Annotated in this window: 15 protein-coding genes; 7 read left to right on the forward strand and 8 right to left on the reverse strand. The window is 69.4% G+C overall.

Going from position 1 to position 17,607, the window contains the following annotated elements:
* Positions 1 to 76: 76 nt before the first annotated feature.
* Complete coding sequence (locus tag ACFY8U_RS25930) at positions 77 to 910, reverse strand: hypothetical protein (RefSeq protein WP_389574087.1); 834 nt, start codon at positions 908 to 910, stop codon at positions 77 to 79.
* Entirely contained in the window at positions 910 to 2,223 is a 1,314-nt protein-coding gene (gene eccE / locus ACFY8U_RS25935) for a type VII secretion protein EccE (RefSeq protein WP_389574185.1), read from the reverse strand. The genes ACFY8U_RS25930 and eccE overlap by 1 nt, the downstream gene beginning before the upstream one ends.
* Before the next feature lie 189 nt (positions 2,224 to 2,412).
* Here eccE and eccB point away from each other — a divergent pair, with 189 nt between their 5' ends.
* The 7 genes from eccB (at position 2,413) to ACFY8U_RS25970 (ending at position 9,071) form a co-directional block, all read left to right on the forward strand.
* The gene (gene eccB / locus ACFY8U_RS25940; RefSeq protein WP_389574090.1) at positions 2,413 to 3,972 is read left to right on the forward strand and encodes a type VII secretion protein EccB; all 1,560 of its coding nucleotides are present in this window, start codon (positions 2,413 to 2,415) and stop codon (positions 3,970 to 3,972) included.
* A gap of 12 nt (positions 3,973 to 3,984) precedes the next feature.
* Entirely contained in the window at positions 3,985 to 5,226 is a 1,242-nt protein-coding gene (mycP, locus tag ACFY8U_RS25945) for a type VII secretion-associated serine protease mycosin (protein ID WP_389574093.1), read from the forward strand.
* A gap of 75 nt (positions 5,227 to 5,301) precedes the next feature.
* Entirely contained in the window at positions 5,302 to 5,772 is a 471-nt protein-coding gene (locus ACFY8U_RS25950; protein WP_361434404.1) for a hypothetical protein, read from the forward strand.
* A gap of 18 nt (positions 5,773 to 5,790) precedes the next feature.
* Entirely contained in the window at positions 5,791 to 7,116 is a 1,326-nt protein-coding gene (locus ACFY8U_RS25955) for a hypothetical protein (RefSeq protein ID WP_389574095.1), read from the forward strand.
* A 67-nt stretch (positions 7,117 to 7,183) separates the two neighbouring features.
* The gene (locus tag ACFY8U_RS25960; RefSeq protein ID WP_389574098.1) at positions 7,184 to 8,368 is read left to right on the forward strand and encodes a S8 family serine peptidase; all 1,185 of its coding nucleotides are present in this window, start codon (positions 7,184 to 7,186) and stop codon (positions 8,366 to 8,368) included.
* A gap of 51 nt (positions 8,369 to 8,419) precedes the next feature.
* Positions 8,420 to 8,746 carry a WXG100 family type VII secretion target gene (locus ACFY8U_RS25965; RefSeq protein ID WP_361603457.1) on the forward strand — a complete coding sequence of 109 codons (327 nt, stop codon included), beginning with the start codon at positions 8,420 to 8,422 and terminating at the stop codon, positions 8,744 to 8,746.
* A gap of 16 nt (positions 8,747 to 8,762) precedes the next feature.
* Positions 8,763 to 9,071 carry a WXG100 family type VII secretion target gene (locus ACFY8U_RS25970; RefSeq protein ID WP_361434400.1) on the forward strand — a complete coding sequence of 103 codons (309 nt, stop codon included), beginning with the start codon at positions 8,763 to 8,765 and terminating at the stop codon, positions 9,069 to 9,071.
* Positions 9,072 to 9,152: 81 nt separating this feature from the next.
* Here the strand turns inward: ACFY8U_RS25970 and ACFY8U_RS25975 are convergent, their stop codons facing one another.
* The 6 genes from ACFY8U_RS25975 to eccCa all read right to left on the reverse strand — a co-directional run bounded on the left by ACFY8U_RS25975 (position 9,153) and on the right by eccCa (position 17,512).
* On the reverse strand, positions 9,153 to 9,386 hold the full coding sequence (locus ACFY8U_RS25975) for a DUF397 domain-containing protein (protein WP_361434399.1): 234 nt from the start codon (positions 9,384 to 9,386) through the stop codon (positions 9,153 to 9,155).
* 86 nt (positions 9,387 to 9,472) lie between these two features.
* On the reverse strand, positions 9,473 to 10,138 hold the full coding sequence (locus ACFY8U_RS25980) for a hypothetical protein (protein WP_389574102.1): 666 nt from the start codon (positions 10,136 to 10,138) through the stop codon (positions 9,473 to 9,475).
* Entirely contained in the window at positions 10,135 to 10,854 is a 720-nt protein-coding gene (locus ACFY8U_RS25985; protein ID WP_389574104.1) for a hypothetical protein, read from the reverse strand. The genes ACFY8U_RS25980 and ACFY8U_RS25985 overlap by 4 nt, the downstream gene beginning before the upstream one ends.
* Entirely contained in the window at positions 10,802 to 12,964 is a 2,163-nt protein-coding gene (locus ACFY8U_RS25990; RefSeq protein WP_389574106.1) for a hypothetical protein, read from the reverse strand. Before ACFY8U_RS25990 ends, ACFY8U_RS25985 begins: the two co-directional genes overlap by 53 nt.
* A 10-nt stretch (positions 12,965 to 12,974) precedes the next feature.
* Positions 12,975 to 13,397 carry a hypothetical protein gene (locus ACFY8U_RS25995; RefSeq protein WP_389574107.1) on the reverse strand — a complete coding sequence of 141 codons (423 nt, stop codon included), beginning with the start codon at positions 13,395 to 13,397 and terminating at the stop codon, positions 12,975 to 12,977.
* Positions 13,398 to 13,558: 161 nt separating this feature from the next.
* A complete protein-coding gene (gene eccCa / locus ACFY8U_RS26000) occupies positions 13,559 to 17,512 on the reverse strand; it encodes a type VII secretion protein EccCa (RefSeq protein WP_389574110.1) in 3,954 nt (1,317 codons plus the stop codon).
* Positions 17,513 to 17,607 lie beyond the last annotated feature (95 nt).

Genomic DNA, 17,607 nt, shown 5'->3' on the forward strand with positions numbered 1-17,607 from the left:
CAGAGTGAACCCCCAGGTGATCACGCGGAGGTTCAAATGCGCACAAAAAAGGACGGGATGGAAAGTTGTCGAGCCGTCAGTCCATCCGGCGGGCGGTGCCCAACAATCCGGTCTCGGTGTCTGTCGCCTGCGTCATCACGAACTGCCGGTCGCTCGGTGTGCACCAGAGGCTCACACCGTCGGCGAGCGTCGACAACGCCTCGGACTCCGCACGGGGCAGCCCCATGATCCGGCCGATCTGCGCGGCTTCGTCCGGCGACACCCGCTGGATGCCGACCAGCGCGGACTTCTCCAGGAGACGCGGAGCCACCGGGCTCAGGTACGGCAGCAGCGTCACCACCGACTGCCAGGGGCCGGACACCACCCGGCCGCGCGGCGGACGCATCCCGCAGTCCCGCACCACGACCACAGGGCTGCCGGCCGAGGCGCCCTGCGGCGGGACCCGGCCGACATCGTGCAGCGTGATGCACGGCTGACCACCGCCCGCGGCCTGGGCGAGCCCGGTCCACGCCTGTGCCCGGCCGGTCTCCACGGCCACGCGCGCTCCGGTCGCGGCTGCGCGCAGCGCCAACACCTGCGCCGTCCACAGGCCGCCGATCAACGTCACCTCGTACGGAGTGGGCCGGTTGATGCCGAGCACAGCGGGCCGGCCCTCGGCGTCCACGCCGATGACCATGCCGTCGTCGCCGACCGGAAGGCCGAGTGCGCCGAGCTGCTCCAGCGGTACCGCGTGCCGGTCGCGGCGCGGCCCGACGAGCCCGAAGCCGAACCGGGGCCGCGCGGTCCGCCCCGTACCGCGTCCGGTACCGCCGCGCCTGCGCCCATCGGAACGGGCGCCGGGATCCGTACCCCGGTTGCCGGGAGACGGCTGCGAAGAGGGCGAAGAAGAGGGCGAGGTGGGGAAGGACATCAGCGAGCACCTCCGAGCGGCAGCGAGGCCAGCATGGCCGGCACCTGCTCGCGGTCGAGCCGCACCAGACCCGTCTTCACCCCACGTGCCGCACGCTCCAGTTCGCGCCGCGCGGTCACGAGCTCCTCGTCGCTGCGGCCGGTGATCCGTACGTGGCCGGCCACCGTCACCTCCTGACGGTCACCGCCGCTGAGCGTCAGACTGAACGTCGTCGCGAGCGCCGGCAGCGAGGTCAGCAGCGCGATCAGCTGCGGCATGGACGCATCCGCGCCACCCGGGACGCCGAGCTGCGGCCAGCGTCCCACCCAGTACGTCGTATGGCGCCGGTCGTCGACCCGCCAGGTCCTCGGCGTCTCCTGGGTCCGCCGCGCCTGTGCCCCGCCCCGTCCGGCCTGGGCGATGGCCATCGGGCTCGCGCACGTGGACGTCGCCAGGGCGGCGATCAGCTCCTGCTCGGTGAGCACGGTCGCCTTGAACCCGGCGCCGGCCAGCCGGCTCGCCAACTGGTCCGCGGCGCGTACCACACACTTCTGGGCACCCTTGAGTCCGCCGCCGCGCGCGGCGACCGCCTCCGGACAGAGCTCCGGGTCCAGCTTCAGCGCCACCCAGGTGATCCGCAGCGCCGGTGAACCCGTCTGCGCCTGCAGCGGCGCGTAGTTCCGCTTGGCCATCGACTGCTCCGGCAGATGCGGCGCGGGCGCCGGCTGCGTGTGCTGCACGATCTGCGCGGACTCCAGCCTGATGCCGTCCACGTCCAGGACGTCCCGGACGAGCGCGACGGGCAGCGGCCGTGAGGCGCGGTCCGAACGCAGCGCCGTGGCCTCCGAGTCGACGCGCACCAGCGCGGTGAGGAACGTACCGTCGCCGATCATTCCCACGGGCCTGCGGTCCCGGTCGCTGTACCCGTACGTGCGCAGCGCCGGATCGCATTCCACGACCGGTGCGAGCCCGGGCTCCGTGCTCTCCGGGACGCCGAGCGAGGCGGCCCGGCGCGTACGCGTTCGCAGGGCCAGGTAGGTGGCGAGCCACTCCGGCAACGAGCGGCTGTGCCGGCGCACCACCGCGAGCAGGACGAGCAGCGTCGACAGGGCGCCGGCGGGCACCAGCAACAACGGCTCGACGACCCACGCCACGAGCAGCAGCGCCGCCGCGATTTCGATCAGTACGAGCTGTTGCAATCGGAACGATCCGAAGTGTCCCGGACGTGCCTGAAGTCGAGGTGAGACGGCCGAGGGTGCGTCGCCCTGCGCGGGCAGCCGGGGAGCGGAGGAGGGAGCGGCCGCCGCGTTCCGCGTCCGCGTCACGGATGCCATCATGGAGAATCCCCCCAATTCGTCCCGATCACCCTGGCCTGCCAGGGCTTTGGCGGCCGGTTCACCCTACCCGCCCCGCTAGCGCCACCGGACAGCAGGCATAGTAGGGGGCCGGTCCGACAGCCGGAGCCGGGTGCCATGCCCCCCGGACTCGTCGGCGAAGACTGCGCCTGACGAAAATGGGGACTCATGGCATCACGGCGGGATGAGCTCAATGCGTACACCTTTGCGAAGAAGCGCACGGTGGCCGCATTCCTCCAACCTTCGCCTTCGGGTACCGAGGAGGGGGCGCCGAGGCCGCTGCGAGCGGTACTCCCCGGCCTGATCGTGGGTGCCCTGGTGCTTGCCGGGTTCGGTGCATGGGGCATGTTCAGCCCTCAGGCCCCCAAGGGTTGGGACAAGCCCGGCACCAAGGTGATCGTCGGCAAGCAGTCGACCACCCGGTACGTGGTGCTCAGCACCGGCAAGGGCAAGGACAGGAAGACCCTTCTCCATCCCGTCCTCAACCTCGCCTCGGCCCGGCTCCTGCTCACGCCGCAGCAGTTCTCCGTCATCCAGGTCGACGACAAGCTCCTCGACGGGGGCGATCCGCCGCGCGGCCCGATCCTCGGCATCCCGTACGCCCCCGACCGCCTCCCGAACGCGACCGAGGCGGGCGCGGCCAAGCGCTGGGCCGTGTGCCAACAGCCGGGAGGCGGCAAGGGAGCCGGCGTCCAGAAGGCCACGTTCGTCTTCGCCCAGCGGGACTTCAAACGCACCGAGGGCAGCGGGCAGCTCAAGGACGGGCAGATGATGTACGTCCAGGGACAGAAGGGCAAGGCCCGCTACCTCGTCGACCACCGAGGTACGAAGTACCTGGTGCCGGGTGACCCCGCCGAGGCCGCAGGGCTCACCACGGCGCTCGTCGGCCTCAACAAGGAGCCCCAGCAGGTCACGGACGACTGGCTGGCCACCCTGCACACCGGGAGCCCCGTCGAGTTCCCGCAGATCCCCGGCAAGGTCGGCGATCCGGCCGGCATCGACGGCGGGAACCTCAGCCAGACCGAGGGCCGGGTCGGCATGGTGCTGCTAGGTCAGACCGGTTCCGGGCCGCAGCACTATGTGGTCCTGCCCGGAAAGGTCCAGCCGGTCTCGGAGTTCACGGCCTGGCTCCTCATCAACTCGCCGCAGACCGACGCCCTCGACATGGACGGCAGGGCGACCACGGTCGACGCCGCCTCCTTCACCCCGGACTCCACCACGTTCGGTTCGCAGTACCGCTGGCCGACCCGTAAGTCCGAGCAGGTCAACGCGGTGACCGGCGCAGGCGCCCGGGACACCCTCTGCAGTGTGCTCAACCAGGTCGACGACAAGGGCCGTACGACGCTGACCACCTGGGCGGGCAAGCGGTACCCGGCCGAGATCACCGCCGGCGGCACCAGCACGTACGTCACCCCGGGCAGCGGCCTGCTCTACACCCAGATCCAGGGCAACCAGACCAAGGCCGACGGTTCGCTCTTCCTCGTCACCGACACCGGTCTGCGGTACGCGGTGCAGGCCAACGGCGACAGCGACGCGGCACGGTCCGACATCGGCACCGGGGACCAGGCCGGCAAGCAGACCGACGGCCGCCCGGAACCGAGCGAGGCGCAGACTCGTCTCGGCTACGAGAAGGTCACTCCGCTCCCTGTGCCGATGGCCTGGTCGGAGTTCCTTTCCAAGGGACCGAGGCTCGACACCAACAGCGCGCGTCAGCCGCAGGGTTCGTGAGGAGCGCCAGTGGTGACGTACCGAACGGCGGCCCTGCTCGCCGCCGCGGCCCTCACGGGGACCCTCGCCGCTCCGCCCGCGTTCGCGGCACCGCACGACCTTCTTCTCGACGGCAGCGGCGAGTGCACGTTCCCGATGAAGAAGCAGATCGAGGGCATTCCCTGGTCGCTCCAGCGGGTCCTGCTCGACGAGCTCTGGCAGGACACCAAGGGCAAGGGCATCCGCGTCGCCGTCATCGACACGGGTGTCGACGACGTCAACCCCCAGCTGAAGACGGCGGTGGACGCCAAGGCGGGTAAGGACTACCTGAAGCCCGACAAGAAGAACCCGGGCCCCGGAGACGAGCAGCGGGGCAAAACCGACGGCACCGTCGACGAGGTCGGTCACGGCACCAAGGTCGCCGGCATCATCGCCGCCCGCCCGCGCTCCGGCACCGGTTTCGTCGGGCTCGCCCCCGAGGCGACGATCATCCCGATCCGCCAGAACGACGAGAAGAACAGCGGCAAGTCCGACACGATGGCGCAGGCGATCGACCACGCCGTCGCCAAGGGCGCCCACGTCATCAACATCTCGCAGGACACGACCCAGGCGCTCGGCGAGGACTCGGCGATGGGCAAGGCGGTGGCCCGCGCACTGGCGCAGGACGTCGTCGTGGTCGCCTCGGCCGGCAACGACGGCATGGACGGCAAACTCAAGAACACCTATCCGGCGGCCTTCCCCGGCGTCCTCGCCGTGGCCTCCTCCGACCGCAACAACGAACGGGCGGAGTTCTCCCAGTCGGGCACGTTCGTGGGCGTCGCCGCGCCTGGCGTGGACATGGTCTCGACCGTCCCGGGCGGGGGCCAGTGCGTGGACAACGGCACCAGCTTCTCGGCGCCGTACGTCTCCGGCGTCGCCGCGCTCCTGCGGGCCAAACACCCCGAGTGGAGCCCGGCTCAGATCGTCGCCCGCATCGAACAGACGGCGGTACGATCCGTCAACGGCCGCGACAATCACGTGGGTTGGGGCGTGGTGGACCCGGTCCGGGCCCTCTCCGACGCCCCGGAACCGGCCCCGACGGAACCCACCCCCGACCCGGCTCCCCCCAAGCCACCGGCGCCGGAACCCGCTCACCTGGCGCTGACGGAGACCTCCCAGGAACGCGCCGAACGCATCGGCACGTACGCCCTGGGCGTGGGAGGCGTTCTGGTGGCCGTGATCGCGGGCGTGGCCACGGTGATCCGCGACAGCCGGCGCCGGTCAAGGGGGATGTGACTTTGCAATTGGAACTGTCGTACCCAATGGCTAGAGTGGTGTGCGAGTTCGAGAGCCTGACGAGGGGGCACTGAGGTGGGAGACCCGGCCGGGGGCGGCAAGCAGGGGCTGGAAGTCGGAGAAGTCACTCTCCAGAGCTTCTACTCGCGCATGCAGAAGCTCGTCGAGGAACTGAAGGGCTCGCCCGCCGAGCACACGAAGATCGGCGAACAGAAGGTCACGGCCGCGTCGTACGGCACGGGCTTCGCCGCCGCGACGGAACTTCACAGCGCGTACGAAAAGGTACGTACGCGCCTCGAAGAACTCACGAGGACGTTCGGCGAGACGATCGAGGGCATGGGCCTGGCGGCCACGATCGCCGACAAGGGCTACACCGGCGTGGACGAGGAAGAGCGCGAGCGCTACGCGGCGATCCAGAAGCGCACGCAGCAGGAGTACCGCGAGCGCCACGGCGAGGGCGGCCAGGGAGCCGGCGGCGGCAAGGACAAGCCCGAGCAGCCCACCAAGGACACGGACGGCACCGGCGATTCCGGCGGATTCAGCTAACGGGGGAGTGGCAAGAACATGGCAGGAGAGTTCGAGGGGAAGTCCCTGGACGCCCTGTACGCGATGATCGCGTCGGCCAAGCCGGAGGAAATCACCACCACCGGCACGGCGCTGGCGTCGGCGGTGCCGAAGATCCTCGAGATCGCCGCCGACCTCCGTCTGTACATCAGCCGCGTCCAGTGGGAGGGCGAGGGAGGCAACTCCTTCCGCACCTGGGGCGCGGGCATGGTCTCCGAAACCCTGGTCCTCGGCGACTTCACCAAGGTCGTCGCGGACGAGATGCAGCGCGCGGGCCAGGCCCTGTCGGAAGCAAAGGCCGCGGTACCGAAGCCGGCGGGCATGTGCTTCGCGGACCCGGAGAAGGAGAAGGCCCGCATCGAGTCGGAGACGGGCCCGAAGCTCCAGGAGGCGATCCACCAGCTGGAGCGGCTGTCGTCGTACTACGAGGCCACGCGGAACCGGATGGCGGCGGAGCGGGAGCCGGACTTCAAGCCTCTGAAGTCCACGGGCTTCGGAGAGGGCGAACGTGCCTACGGGACGGGGGCCTCCGGGACCGGTACGACATCGGTGTCCTCCGGAGCAGGCCCGTCCTACGCAGACCGGTCCTCCACCCGTACGCCCGACGCAGCGACGCCGAGCCGACCGACCCCTGACGTGACGCTTCCTCCGACTGCGACCAGGCCGCCGGAGTCAGAGGTGAACACGAACCTCGACTCCGTGACCATCACGCCGGATGCTCCGCCCCGCACCCCTGCCCAGCCGCCCACTGCACCGCCGGTCACGACGGGCGGCCCGCCGACTCCTCCGTTGCCGCCCCTCGCTCCGCCGGTCGGCCCTCAGCCGACGACCAGTCTGCCTCGTGCCAACCCGGGGCTCCCGGGCCCGGCGACCGGCGGCCTGAGGGGCCCCAGCCCTCTCGGCACGCCGCCCCGCGCGGAGGGCATCACCGGCGGCCGTCAGGTGCCCGGTCGTACAGGCCTGCCCGGTCAGGGGCCGCGGCTTCCTATGGGCCCCGTGATCGGCGAGGAACGCGCTGGTCAGTACGGTCGCGGTGGCGCGGGAATGCACGGCCCGGGCGCCGGAATGCACGGCGCGCCGGGGGGCAGCACGGGCGGTGCGACCGGCCGGCGACTGGCCACGCAGCCCGGTGGCATCGTCGGGAACCCCACGGGTTCCGCTGGACGCGCGTTCACCCCTGGGGGAACCGGGCTGGTCCGGCCGGCCTCCACCGAGCGCGGCGATGACGAGCGCCGTACGAGCCGTTCCCGCCCTGATTACCTGACCGAGGATGAGGAGACGTGGGCTTCCGGCCAGCGTCAGATCGTCCCGCCTGTCATCGACTAGGAGCCCCTCCCGCATGTCCCCAGTTGCCCGTGTCCTTCGCCGCCGCGCTGCCGGTCTGCTCGGCGCGATGACCGCCGTCGTCGCGACGTGGACCGTCGCCGCGCCGACGGCGCACGCGGAAGACATGCGTGCGCGCCAGTGGTACCTGGACGCGATGAAGGCGGACGCGCTGTGGAAGGTGGCCACGGGCAAGGGAGTCACCGTCGCCGTGCTCGACAGCGGAGTGGACTCGACGGTGTCGGAACTCCGGGGCAAGGTTCTGCCCGGTCGCAACTTCTCTGACGCGGGGGGAGGGCCGGGCCGAATCGATCACAAGGACGACGACCGGCATGGCACCAACATGGCCATCGCCATCGCGGGCAACGGGACCAATGGCGGCTTGAAGGGTATTGCCCCTGATGCACTAATCCTTCCGGTGAAGGTGGGCGACTACGTCAACTTCGGTAACGCGCCGATGTTCAAGGGCATCCGCTATGCCGTGGACAACGGTGCCCGCGTGATCAATCTGTCCATGGGTGGCCCCGCCGACGAGAGTGAGGCCGCGGATTGGCAGGCGGCCGTGGACTACGCCCGCAAGAAGAACGCTCTGATCTTCGCGGCAGCTGGTAACGACGGTCTAGAGATGCCGCAGTACCCCGCAGCAATTCCCGGAGTCGTGGCGGTCGGCGCACTCGACACCAAGGGCAAGGCCGCAGAGCTGTCCAACTACGGCTCCCACCTCGCCCTCGCCGCGCCAGGCGTCGAGATTCCCGGCCGGTGCACCGACGACAAGAAGCAGTACTGCGCCCACCGGGGCACCAGTCAAGCCACCGCCATCGCCTCCGGCACCGCCGCCCTCATCTGGTCCGCGCACCCCGACTGGACCGCCAACCAGGTGCTCCGCGTCATGATGGAGACCGCCGGCCACGTGGGCAAGGTGCCGGACAAGTACATCGGCTACGGCTCGGTCCGTCCCGCCCAGGTCCTGCTCGAGGGCAAGGGCAACCCGGGTGACCCGGACGTCAATCCGCTGCTCGCCGCGCAGAGGCAGCAGCAGTCGCAGTCGCCCGCACCTCAGACTTCCCCCTCTCCTGGCAGCACGGGGGCAAGCGGCACCAACGGGCCGACCCAGGAACCGAAGAAGCCTGAGTCGGCGGCCCGGCCCGACGAGGGCGGATTCCCGCTCTGGGGCATCGCCGCGGGTGCCGTCGTCATCGTCGCCGTGACCGTCGGCGTCGTCGTGGCGGCAGGCAGGCGCAACAGGAGAGCGTAGCCAGAGCTGAGCTACGCGTACGAGTACCTTCCCGACAACGAGGAGCGTCACATGACCAGCCCCGCAGGTGGGTTCGGGCTTGCCGAGGATCCGGTAACCCAGGCCAAGAACAAGATCATGCAGACCGGTGAAGAGGTCTCCAAGCAGGCCCGCGAGATGGCCAACATCCTGGAGACGGTCCACGCGGGCTGGACGGGTGCGGGTGCGGCCGGCTTCAAGACCGCGCAGACGGCCCTCAACGAGGACCACGACACCATTCGTCGCCTGCTCAACGTGCTGCTCAACGCGGTCAACGAGACCAAGAACCTCAGCACCGCGAACGACTTCGAGGTGTTCCAGACCCTCAAGGCCAACAACTCCGCGCTGAACAACCTCTGAGTCCGAGGAGAGCACGATGTCCGGCATCGATCAGAACACCAAGGTCCGGTACGAGAGCGTCCAGGAGATGGCGAACCGCCTCCGGACCGTCTCCTCGAACATCATCAAGGACCTCGAAGAGATGAACGCCGCCCTCCGTGTCGTCACCGACACCTGGGACGGCGAGGCCCACCAGGAGTACGTGATCCTCCAGGGCAAGTACAAGAAGCGTGCCGAGGACATGAAGAACCGCCTCGAGCTCGTCGCCAAGCAGATCGAGCAGGGCAAGGACAGCTACCGCGCCACGGACGTCAAGGCGTCGCGCCTGTTCACCGAGGGGTACTGACCCCCGGCCTGCCGCACGCACAGCAGAAGGGGCCCGTTCCGGGAGGAACGGGCCCCTTCTGCTGTGCGTCTCGCGCATGCCCTACTTCAGGTCGAACTCGCCGTCCTTGGCGCCCAGGACGAACGCCGTCCACTCGGCCTCGGTGTAGCGCAGGACGGTGTCGGGGTCGAGGGAGGAGCGCATCGCCACGGCCCCGCCCGGCAGGTGGGCGATCTCCACGCGCTCCTCGTCGGCGCTCGTGCCGGGAGGGCCCTGCCACTCGACGTCGCTGATGTCGAGCGCGTACAGCTCGTCCTTCTCCTGCTGAGTGCCCATCAGGCTGTGCTCCTTAGTGCGGGTGGAACGTCGTCGCCCCTCAATGATCGACCCGGACGGCTCCCGGTGTCAGACGGACGGCGGATTCACTTCGCCTGCGCGGCGAACGTCCGCGCCAGCTCCACGACCTGGTCCCGCTTGAGAGCACTCTTGTCGTCCTCCCCGACCGTCAGGAGCAGCGCCACGTCTCCCTTCCCGCCGGAGTCGAGCCGGACGGTCACCACGTTCCCGCCCTTGCTCGCCACGGGCTCGCCGGGCTTCGCGTCATAGGCCTGCGTGCCGAATGACTTCACGTCCTCGACGGACATGCCGCCGGCCTGCTGGGCGGTGGGCAGGAGGTGGTTGGTCGCACTCCCCGCTTCCGTACCGACGGTGTGGACCGTCAGGTCTTCACCGCTCACGTGGTACGAGCAGGTGATGATCCCGCCGGCCTTGCCGGCGAAGGGCGACTGCGGGTCCGTCTTCCTTCCGCCCTCACCCGTCGCCATCGGTTCGCCCGCCTCGGCCCCTGCCGCGCCGGCCTCGATGCCCTCGTCGACGTGGGCCGCCTCGGCCGCCTTCCCGGCGTCGTACGGCACCGGGCACGCCTCGGCCCCGCCCTTCCCGACTCCCTCGGCGAGCTCGACCACCCGGTCCACGCTCAGGGACCCCCCGGCATCTGCGCCACCACCGCTCCCACAGCCGGCCAACGCGGCGACGAGAACAGCACTCACAGCGGCGCCCATGGTGACGTGCTTCGTTCGGATCTTCACGAGTTGCCTTCTGTAAGGGGCTTCACGACTGGGTCCTTCTCCAGCGGCTTGTTCTCGCATCCCAAGGCTTTCGTGACCTCACGGGTCATGAAATAGAGGTACGAGAGCTGCTCTGCCTCTTGGTCTTTGTCCACGCGCTGACCACGGTCGGCCGTGAGCACAGCGTCTGCGCGCAGCACCGCCCTTCGTGACGGGTCGCTCAGCTCGCCGCCCAGCACACAGGTCGCGTAGAGCCCCGCCGAGAGGTTGCCGACCTCCCCGGTCGCGCCGTTCAGGTCGTAGAACGTCCCACCCTGAGCGCGCTGCTCGGCGGGCTGGTCGGCGGGGGACCAGGCGAACCCGAGGAGCACGTGTCCCTTGCTGCCCTCAGGGACGTACTTGCACAGGAAGGAGGGAGACGTCGAGTTCTTGCCTGCCTGCCACTCCCGCAGGTCCTTCTTGAACTCCCGTACGAAGTTGTCGTCCGACCTGAGCACCTCCGCGGTGAAGTCGTCCGTTCGCAACACCGCGCGCAGCGACTCACCCGCGTCGGAGTCGGCGGACGGCCCGCACAAGCCCTCGACCTGCGCACCGGAGTCACCGGACGAGCAGCCGGTCGCCGTCAGTGCGAGCACCGCCACCCCGGCGGCGGCGACGGCGGTGCGTGCGAGGCCCGGAACGCGCTCAGTTCCCCAGGTGCGCAGCCGCGGCACCCCGCCCGTCCTCGTATCCGCCATTGGCCTCGCCCTTCGCCGATTCGTACGCCGCACCGTGGAGATCTCCTTCCTTGTCCCTCCATGCCTGGAAGAGGTGGTTCATGCCGTCCTTGCCGGCCGAGTAGTTGTTCGAGGAGTCCTTCTTTCCCTGCTCCTCAGCCGCGTCCGTGACGTCCTTGACCCACTCGTACTTCACGGTGTCGACGATGGCGCCGGCGGCCGAGCCCGCGAACGGGATCTCGCCGACGACGCTGTTGACGCCGTTGGCCGAGTATTCGGCGGTCGACTCGGCCCACTTGACCTTGTCGTCCTCCTTGTCGATGTAGACATCGGCGCCGATGCCGTTCAACGCACCCATCGCGATGCCGACATCGCGCGAGCGCTTGTCCCAGTCGGCGCTCTGGCCATGGTTCGGGTCCCCCGTGTAGGCGGGGGCGTCAGCGAGCTGCTGAGCGGAGTACGCGCGCTCCGCCTCGTAGATCAGGGCGAACCCCTCCGAATCGTCGGCGACGCCGCGCATGACACGGATCAGGCTGCCCTGTCCCACCGCCATGTGGGCGTTGTCGCCGGAGCCGAAGATGGTGTCCTTGCCGCCACTGCCTCCGTAGTTGGAGTCCTCGCCGTTGAGGATCACGTGGGTGTCCGCCACGTAGTCCGCGAGCGCGTGAGCCATCGGCTTCTGGAGGTTCGTCAGGTTCTCGGGGAACTTGTCGCCGGACATCTCCGAGTCGAGGTAGCGGACCGCGTTGTGCATGACCCGCGCCTGCCCCTCGGTATGCGCACCGACCGGTCCAGGCCTCTCGCCCGGCTCGTGCCCCGTCGCCGCCGCCTGGATCGCATTGCCGAGGCCCGTGGCCTTGAAGGGGTCGTCCATGAACTGGGGAGGACCGTAGATGTTGTTCATCCCCTCCTTCGGCCACTCCCGCTCCGTGAGCAGGAACTTCAGGTGCTCGTTCTCGTTGCCCGGAGCCTTGGGGTCGAGGAAGTACTCGGCGTCCGCGGGGTCCTTGCTCATGATGTTGAGCAGCCCGTCCAGCGGGTCATTGGCGATGTTGGGGCGCTTGACGTCGTTGAAGTGGAGCCAGTTGTCCGGGTCCTTCTTCTCGATCTCGATCATGTCGTGACCGAGCTCGTTGAGGAACTCCTTGCCGTAGCCGTCCGGGTTCCCCTGGTTCATCAGGGTGACGAGGACCTGGTACCCCTGCGTCGGGACCTGGCCGCCGGTGACGTCCTTGTCGCCAAGGGCCTTCAGGCCGTCCACGAACGGCCGGTACGCGTAGCCGTTCGGGTCCTTCGTCCCCGAGGCGATGGTGTCCGCGAGGCTCGCGTTGATCGAGTTGTACAGCTTCTTGTCCGCGTCCGAGATGCCCCGCTCGTTCGCCGCCAGGTTCATCTCGTCCGCGATCTTCAGCGTGTCCTTGGCGCCCAGCGCGTGCAGGTACGCCTCACTGAAGTGCTTGTCCTTGGCGTTCTGCTGCAGGATCTCGCGGTACTGCTCCAGCTCCTTCTTCGAGGCGTCGCCGTTGCGCACCTTCTCCGAGAGGGCCAGGGCCTCCACGGCCTCGACGTCGCCCACCGGCTTGGAGTTGAAGCCCAGCGGCGCGGTGCCGTCCGCGCCCGAGGCGTTCAGCAGGGCGGTCTTGACGTCCTTGTCGAACTCCGTGATCGCCTTGACCGCGTCGTTGATCTTCTTTGTGTACGACTGCTCGACCGCGTGCAGTTCCGGGTCGTGCTTGATCGTGTAGGCCTGCTTCTCGGTGACCTTGCTGAAGTCGAAGCTCGCGACGCCGGACTCGGAGACCTTCATGCCGGCGTCGACCGCCTCCTTCACGGCGGTCGTCACCCGCCCCTTGAGCTCCGTGAGCGTGCTGTGGGCGTCCCGCAGCAGCGACTCCATCGCCTTCGCTTCCTTCTGCGCGGCGTCGAGCTCGTTCCGGGTGATGCCGAAGTTGGTCGCGCCGATCTGCTGGGCCTGACCCGTCCACAGCGGACCGCCCGAAGCGACCTTCTGGACGTCCTTCTCGTAGAGGTCCTCGACCTTCTTGAACTTCTCCGCCATGGACTTCCAGCCGTCGGCGGCGGTGCTCAGCTTGCCGAGGTCGGTCTGCATGATCTCTTCGTACGTCGGCATCGCGGTCCCCCTACAGTCCCGAGATCTTCGACTGCGTCACGAGGCCGTTCCCGGTGACGATGTCGTTGCTCTGGAACAGGGTCGACGCGCTCCGCAGCGCGCCCTTCTCCGATTCCAGGCGCGCGTTGAGCCGCTTCACCTGGCTGTCCCAGTGTTCGTGCGCCTTCTTCAGGCCGGCGGCCGTCTCCCAGCCCTTGAACGTCGCGATGGCGCTGCTGGTGGACTCGTCGGCCGCGTCGGCTGCCGTCTTCAGGTCCGGCTGGATGTGGTTCTCGATGCTGTTGGCGGCCTGCTTCTTCTTCGCGGGCGTCGTCGCCAGATCGGGAGCGGTGCCACCACTGCCCCCGTCCGCCGGGAGCTGGTTGAGGCGCATCGCCGACTGGTTGTCGGCCGCCGCGTTCTTGGCCTGGGTCCACTCGTCGTTGAACGACATTGATTCCCCCTCGCTGAATCAGGGTGATGTTTGCAGTGCTGAAGTGTTCACGTCCATCGGCGACGGCGTCATGAGCCGTCTCACGGTTCTCCGCGCCGGGCTCGCCCCACGTCTCACGCCACGTCGCGTCGCATGCCTCGCCGCGCGTCCCGTCACCGTTCTCACCTCTCCGGCATCCGTCCCGTCTGCACCAGCGACGAGCCGCCCCGGCGCCCCACGAAGAAGCCACGCCCCGGCGGCATCGGCCGCGGCCGGGCGCTGCCCAGGAGGTCGCCCTCCTGCGGGTCGCCCGAGAGGACCACGCCCTGCGCGCCGAGCTCCTTGATGCGCTGCATGAACGCCTCGTACATCGAGCGCGAGGCCCCCGCGCTGTTGCGCGCGATGATGAACCGGACGCCCGTGTCCCGGGCGAAGGGGAGATACTCCGCGAGCGCGGCCAGTGGGTTGCCGCCGCTCGTCGCCACCAGGTCGTAGTCGTCGACGACGATGAAGACCTGCGGCCCCGACCACCAGCTGCGGTCCCGCAGCTGCTGCGGGGTCACGTCCTGCGGAGGCTGGCGCCGGGCGAACACGCCGGCCAGCGCCTCCATGTGCATCTGCATCGAACTCGCCATGGGCGCGTACTCCAGCAGGTGCTCCTCCGGCAGGCTGCCGAGCAGCGCGCGCCGGTAGTCGCCCACCACGAGCTTGGCCTCGTCGGGGGAGTACCGCTCCGCGATCTGCTTGGTGATCAGCCGCAGCAGGTTCGTCTTGCCGGACTCGCTCTCGCCGAAGATCAGGAAGAACGGATCGGTGTCGAAGTTGACGAAGACGGGCTCCAGCCTCGTCTCGTCGATGCCGATCGCGATGCCGTGCTGAGGGAACTCGAAACCCTTCGGCAGTCGGTCGGCCGGCAGCTTGTGCGGCAGCAGCCGGACGGGCGGCGCCACCGGGCCCGTCCAGGAGCCCCGTACCGCCTCGACGAAGTCCGCCGTCCCCACCGAGAGATCGCTCGCCGAGCCGGAACCGTCGATCCGCGGCAGCGCGGTCATGAAATGGAGCTTCTCCGGCACCTGGCCACGGCCGGGCACCCCCGTCGGGACGTTCGCCGCCACCTTCCGGTCGAACTCGGAGTCCATCACGTCACCCAGACGCAGCTCCAGACGGCTCAGCATCTGGTCCTTGATCGCTGCCCGCACCTCCATGTACCGGGCGGCGGTGATGACGACGTGGATGCCGTACCCGAGACCGCGCGCCGCGATGTCGGAGACGATCCCCTCCAGCATGTCGTACTCGCCCCTGAAGCCGCCCCAGCCGTCGATGACCAGGAACACGTCGCCCCAGGGCTCACCGGGCAGTTCACCCGCGGCGCGCTTGCGCCGGAAGGTGGAGATCGAGTCGATGGAGTGCGAGCGGAAGAACTCCTCGCGCCGGTTCAGTACGCCGAGCACCTCCGCGACCGTACGCCGTACGCGCTCCGGATCCAGCCGGGACGCGACCCCGCCGACATGCGGCAGATCGGCCAGCGACGCCATGCCGCCACCACCGAAGTCCAGTGCGTAGAACTGCACCTCGGCGGGCGTGTGCGTCAGCGCGAACGACGAGATCAGCGTCCTCATCAGCGTCGACTTGCCGGACTGCGGACCGCCGACCACCATCATGTGGCCGGCCGCGCCCGAGAAGTCCCGGTACAGGACCTCGCGCCGCTGCTCGAAGGGCTTGTCGATCAGGCCGAGCGGCACCGTCAGACCGCCGGGGCGGGTGTACTCGGTCGCCGTCAGACCGCGGTCCGCGGTCGGCGCGAGCCCCGGAAGGAGCTGGTCGAGCGACGGAGCCCGGTCCAGCGGCGGCAGCCACACCTGGTGGGCGGGCACGCCCTGTCCCTCCAGCCGGCGCACGATCACGTCGAGGACGGTGTCCGCCAGGGCGTCGTCCTCCTCCTCGCGCTGCGCCGCCAGATACGCCGGGTCGGGCGCCGCGTACACCACCGGCACCGGCGAGGCCGTGAAGACCGCCGGCCGCCGCTCGATCGGCAGCTGACCTGCCGCCGGCCGCGGCCCACCCGTGCGGTACGTCCCGGAGACGTACGCCGCCTTGAACCGGGTCATCTCGTCCGTACCGAACTTCAGATACCCCGAACCCGGCACCGACGGCAGGTGGTACGCGTCCGGTACACCGATCGCCGTCCGTGACTCGGCCGCGGAGAACGTCCGCAGACCGATCCGGTACGACAGGTAGGTGTCCAGGCCGCGGAGCTTGCCCTCCTCCAACCGCTGCGAGGCCAGCAGCAGGTGCACGCCCAGGGAGCGGCCGATGCGGCCGATCTGGATGAACATGTCGATGAAGTCCGGCTTCGCGGTCAGCAGCTCGGAGAACTCGTCGATGACCAGGACCATCGAAGCCAGCGGTTCCAGCGGCGCACCGGCCGCCCGCGCCTTCTCGTAGTCGTGGATGTTGGCGTAGTTGCCCGCCGAACGCAGCAGCTCCTGACGGCGCTGCAGCTCACCGCGGATCGCGTCGCCCATACGGTCCACGAGCGTGAGGTCGTCCGCGAGGTTGGTGATGACGGCGGCGACGTGCGGCATCTGCGACATGCCCGCGAAGGTCGCACCACCCTTGAAGTCCGCGAGGACGAAGTTCAGCGTCTCCGAGGAGTGCGTCACCGCCAGACCGAGGACCAGGGTGCGCAGCAGCTCCGACTTTCCGGAACCGGTCGCGCCCACGCACAGACCGTGCGGGCCCATGCCCTCCTGGGCGGCCTCCTTGAGGTCCAGCATCACCGGCTGGCCGTCCTCGCCGACACCGATCGGCACGCGCAGCCGCTCCGCCACCGACCGGGGCCGCCACGTCCGTGCCACGTCGACCGAGGCCGCGTCGCCCAGGTTCAGCAGATCCGTGAAGTCCAGGTTCGCGAGCAGCGGTTCGTCGTCGTCCCCGCCGCCCATCCGCAGCGGCGCGAGCTGTCGCGCCAGCGCCTCGGCGGCAGGCAGCGAGATCCCGTCCGGCACACCCTCGTACGCGAAGCCGCCGCCCGACTCCAGGCGCAGCCGCCCGGGCCGTACGACCACGGAAAGACCGCCGCGCGGCTCGTCGAGCTCCCCGGAGACCACCTCGATTATGGTCACGCCCTGCAGACCCTCGGGCGCCGCGAAGAGCGAGTCCGGAGGCACCATCCCGCCGTCGAGCACCACCACGACATGCGGCTGGTCCAGGACCGGCTGGTTGTCCCGGCTGAACCGGGGCCGCCCGTCGAGCCGCGAGCGGATCATCGACTCCAGCTCACCGAGGTCGTCGCCGAACAGCCGCCTGCTGCCCGCGCCGTCGATCTGCCCGGCCACCTGCGTGTGCGGCAGCCACTTCGTCCAGTCCCAGCGCTCGTGCGCGCCGCGGGCCGCGACCACGACCACCATCAGGTCGTCGGGGGAGTGCAGCGTCACCAGCTGGGAGACCATCCCGCGCGCCGCCGCCTGCGCCGCCTCCGGCTCCCCGGAGACCGTCACGTGATAGAAGGCGCGCATCGAGACAGCCATCGGCAGCCCGTCCAGCGAACCGTGCACGGCCAGGAACTGCTGCATCGCCCCCGCGCACAGCGGCTCCAGCTCGTCCACCGGCGCCGTGTCCGGCGCGACCAGGGGCGTCGCCAACTGCTGGGCGCCGAGCCCGATCCGTACCTGTCCGAAGTCCTTGTCGCCCACGCGCCGTTCCCACACCCGCGAGCCCTCGGCCACCACCGACCACAACTGCTCGGGGGCAGGGTGCAGATACAGCTGAGCGTCCCGCTGCTTGCGTGCGGTGCGGCGGACCGTACGCCGGGTCTGAGCGAGGTATTTGAGGTAGTCGCGCCGGACATCGGCAATTTGCCCCTGCGTACCCTTCCGGAATCGCACGAGCTGGGCGATGACCATGCCGACGGTCGAGACGAGCATCAGGATGCCCATGATGCGCATGAACGGATGGGCCCCAGGCATGAAGAAGAAGACCACCGAGGAGCCCATGCCGAGCATCGGCAGGAGCTGCATCAACATGCCCTCCTGCTGCCCGCGCGGCAGTTCGGGCGGAGGCTCCAGGACCAGTTCCTCGCTGGGTACTTCCGGAGGAAGGGACCTCGGCGGGCGTTTGACGACGATCTGGCTCACCGGCGCATCAATCCCTCGTTACGGGCGGACTTCGTGGGGGAGTTCCGCACCGGCGCCCCAGCGAGCGACGGCCTCCCCCATGAGACGGCGATCCT

The sequence above is a fragment of the Streptomyces sp. NPDC012508 genome (genome assembly GCF_042902595.1).
GTDB lineage: Bacteria > Actinomycetota > Actinomycetes > Streptomycetales > Streptomycetaceae > Streptomyces.

Coding starts and splice junctions, on each gene's coding strand:
- ACFY8U_RS25930 (WP_389574087.1), bottom strand. CDS start 910: ATGTCCTTCCCCACCTCGCCCTCTTCTTCGCCCTCTTCGCAGCCGTCT.
- eccE (WP_389574185.1), bottom strand. CDS start 2,223: ATGGCATCCGTGACGCGGACGCGGAACGCGGCGGCCGCTCCCTCCTCC.
- eccB (WP_389574090.1), top strand. CDS start 2,413: ATGGCATCACGGCGGGATGAGCTCAATGCGTACACCTTTGCGAAGAAG.
- ACFY8U_RS25955 (WP_389574095.1), top strand. CDS start 5,791: ATGGCAGGAGAGTTCGAGGGGAAGTCCCTGGACGCCCTGTACGCGATG.
- ACFY8U_RS25960 (WP_389574098.1), top strand. CDS start 7,184: ATGACCGCCGTCGTCGCGACGTGGACCGTCGCCGCGCCGACGGCGCAC.
- ACFY8U_RS25965 (WP_361603457.1), top strand. CDS start 8,420: ATGACCAGCCCCGCAGGTGGGTTCGGGCTTGCCGAGGATCCGGTAACC.
- ACFY8U_RS25970 (WP_361434400.1), top strand. CDS start 8,763: ATGTCCGGCATCGATCAGAACACCAAGGTCCGGTACGAGAGCGTCCAG.
- ACFY8U_RS25975 (WP_361434399.1), bottom strand. CDS start 9,386: ATGGGCACTCAGCAGGAGAAGGACGAGCTGTACGCGCTCGACATCAGC.
- ACFY8U_RS25985 (WP_389574104.1), bottom strand. CDS start 10,854: ATGGCGGATACGAGGACGGGCGGGGTGCCGCGGCTGCGCACCTGGGGA.
- ACFY8U_RS25990 (WP_389574106.1), bottom strand. CDS start 12,964: ATGCCGACGTACGAAGAGATCATGCAGACCGACCTCGGCAAGCTGAGC.
- ACFY8U_RS25995 (WP_389574107.1), bottom strand. CDS start 13,397: ATGTCGTTCAACGACGAGTGGACCCAGGCCAAGAACGCGGCGGCCGAC.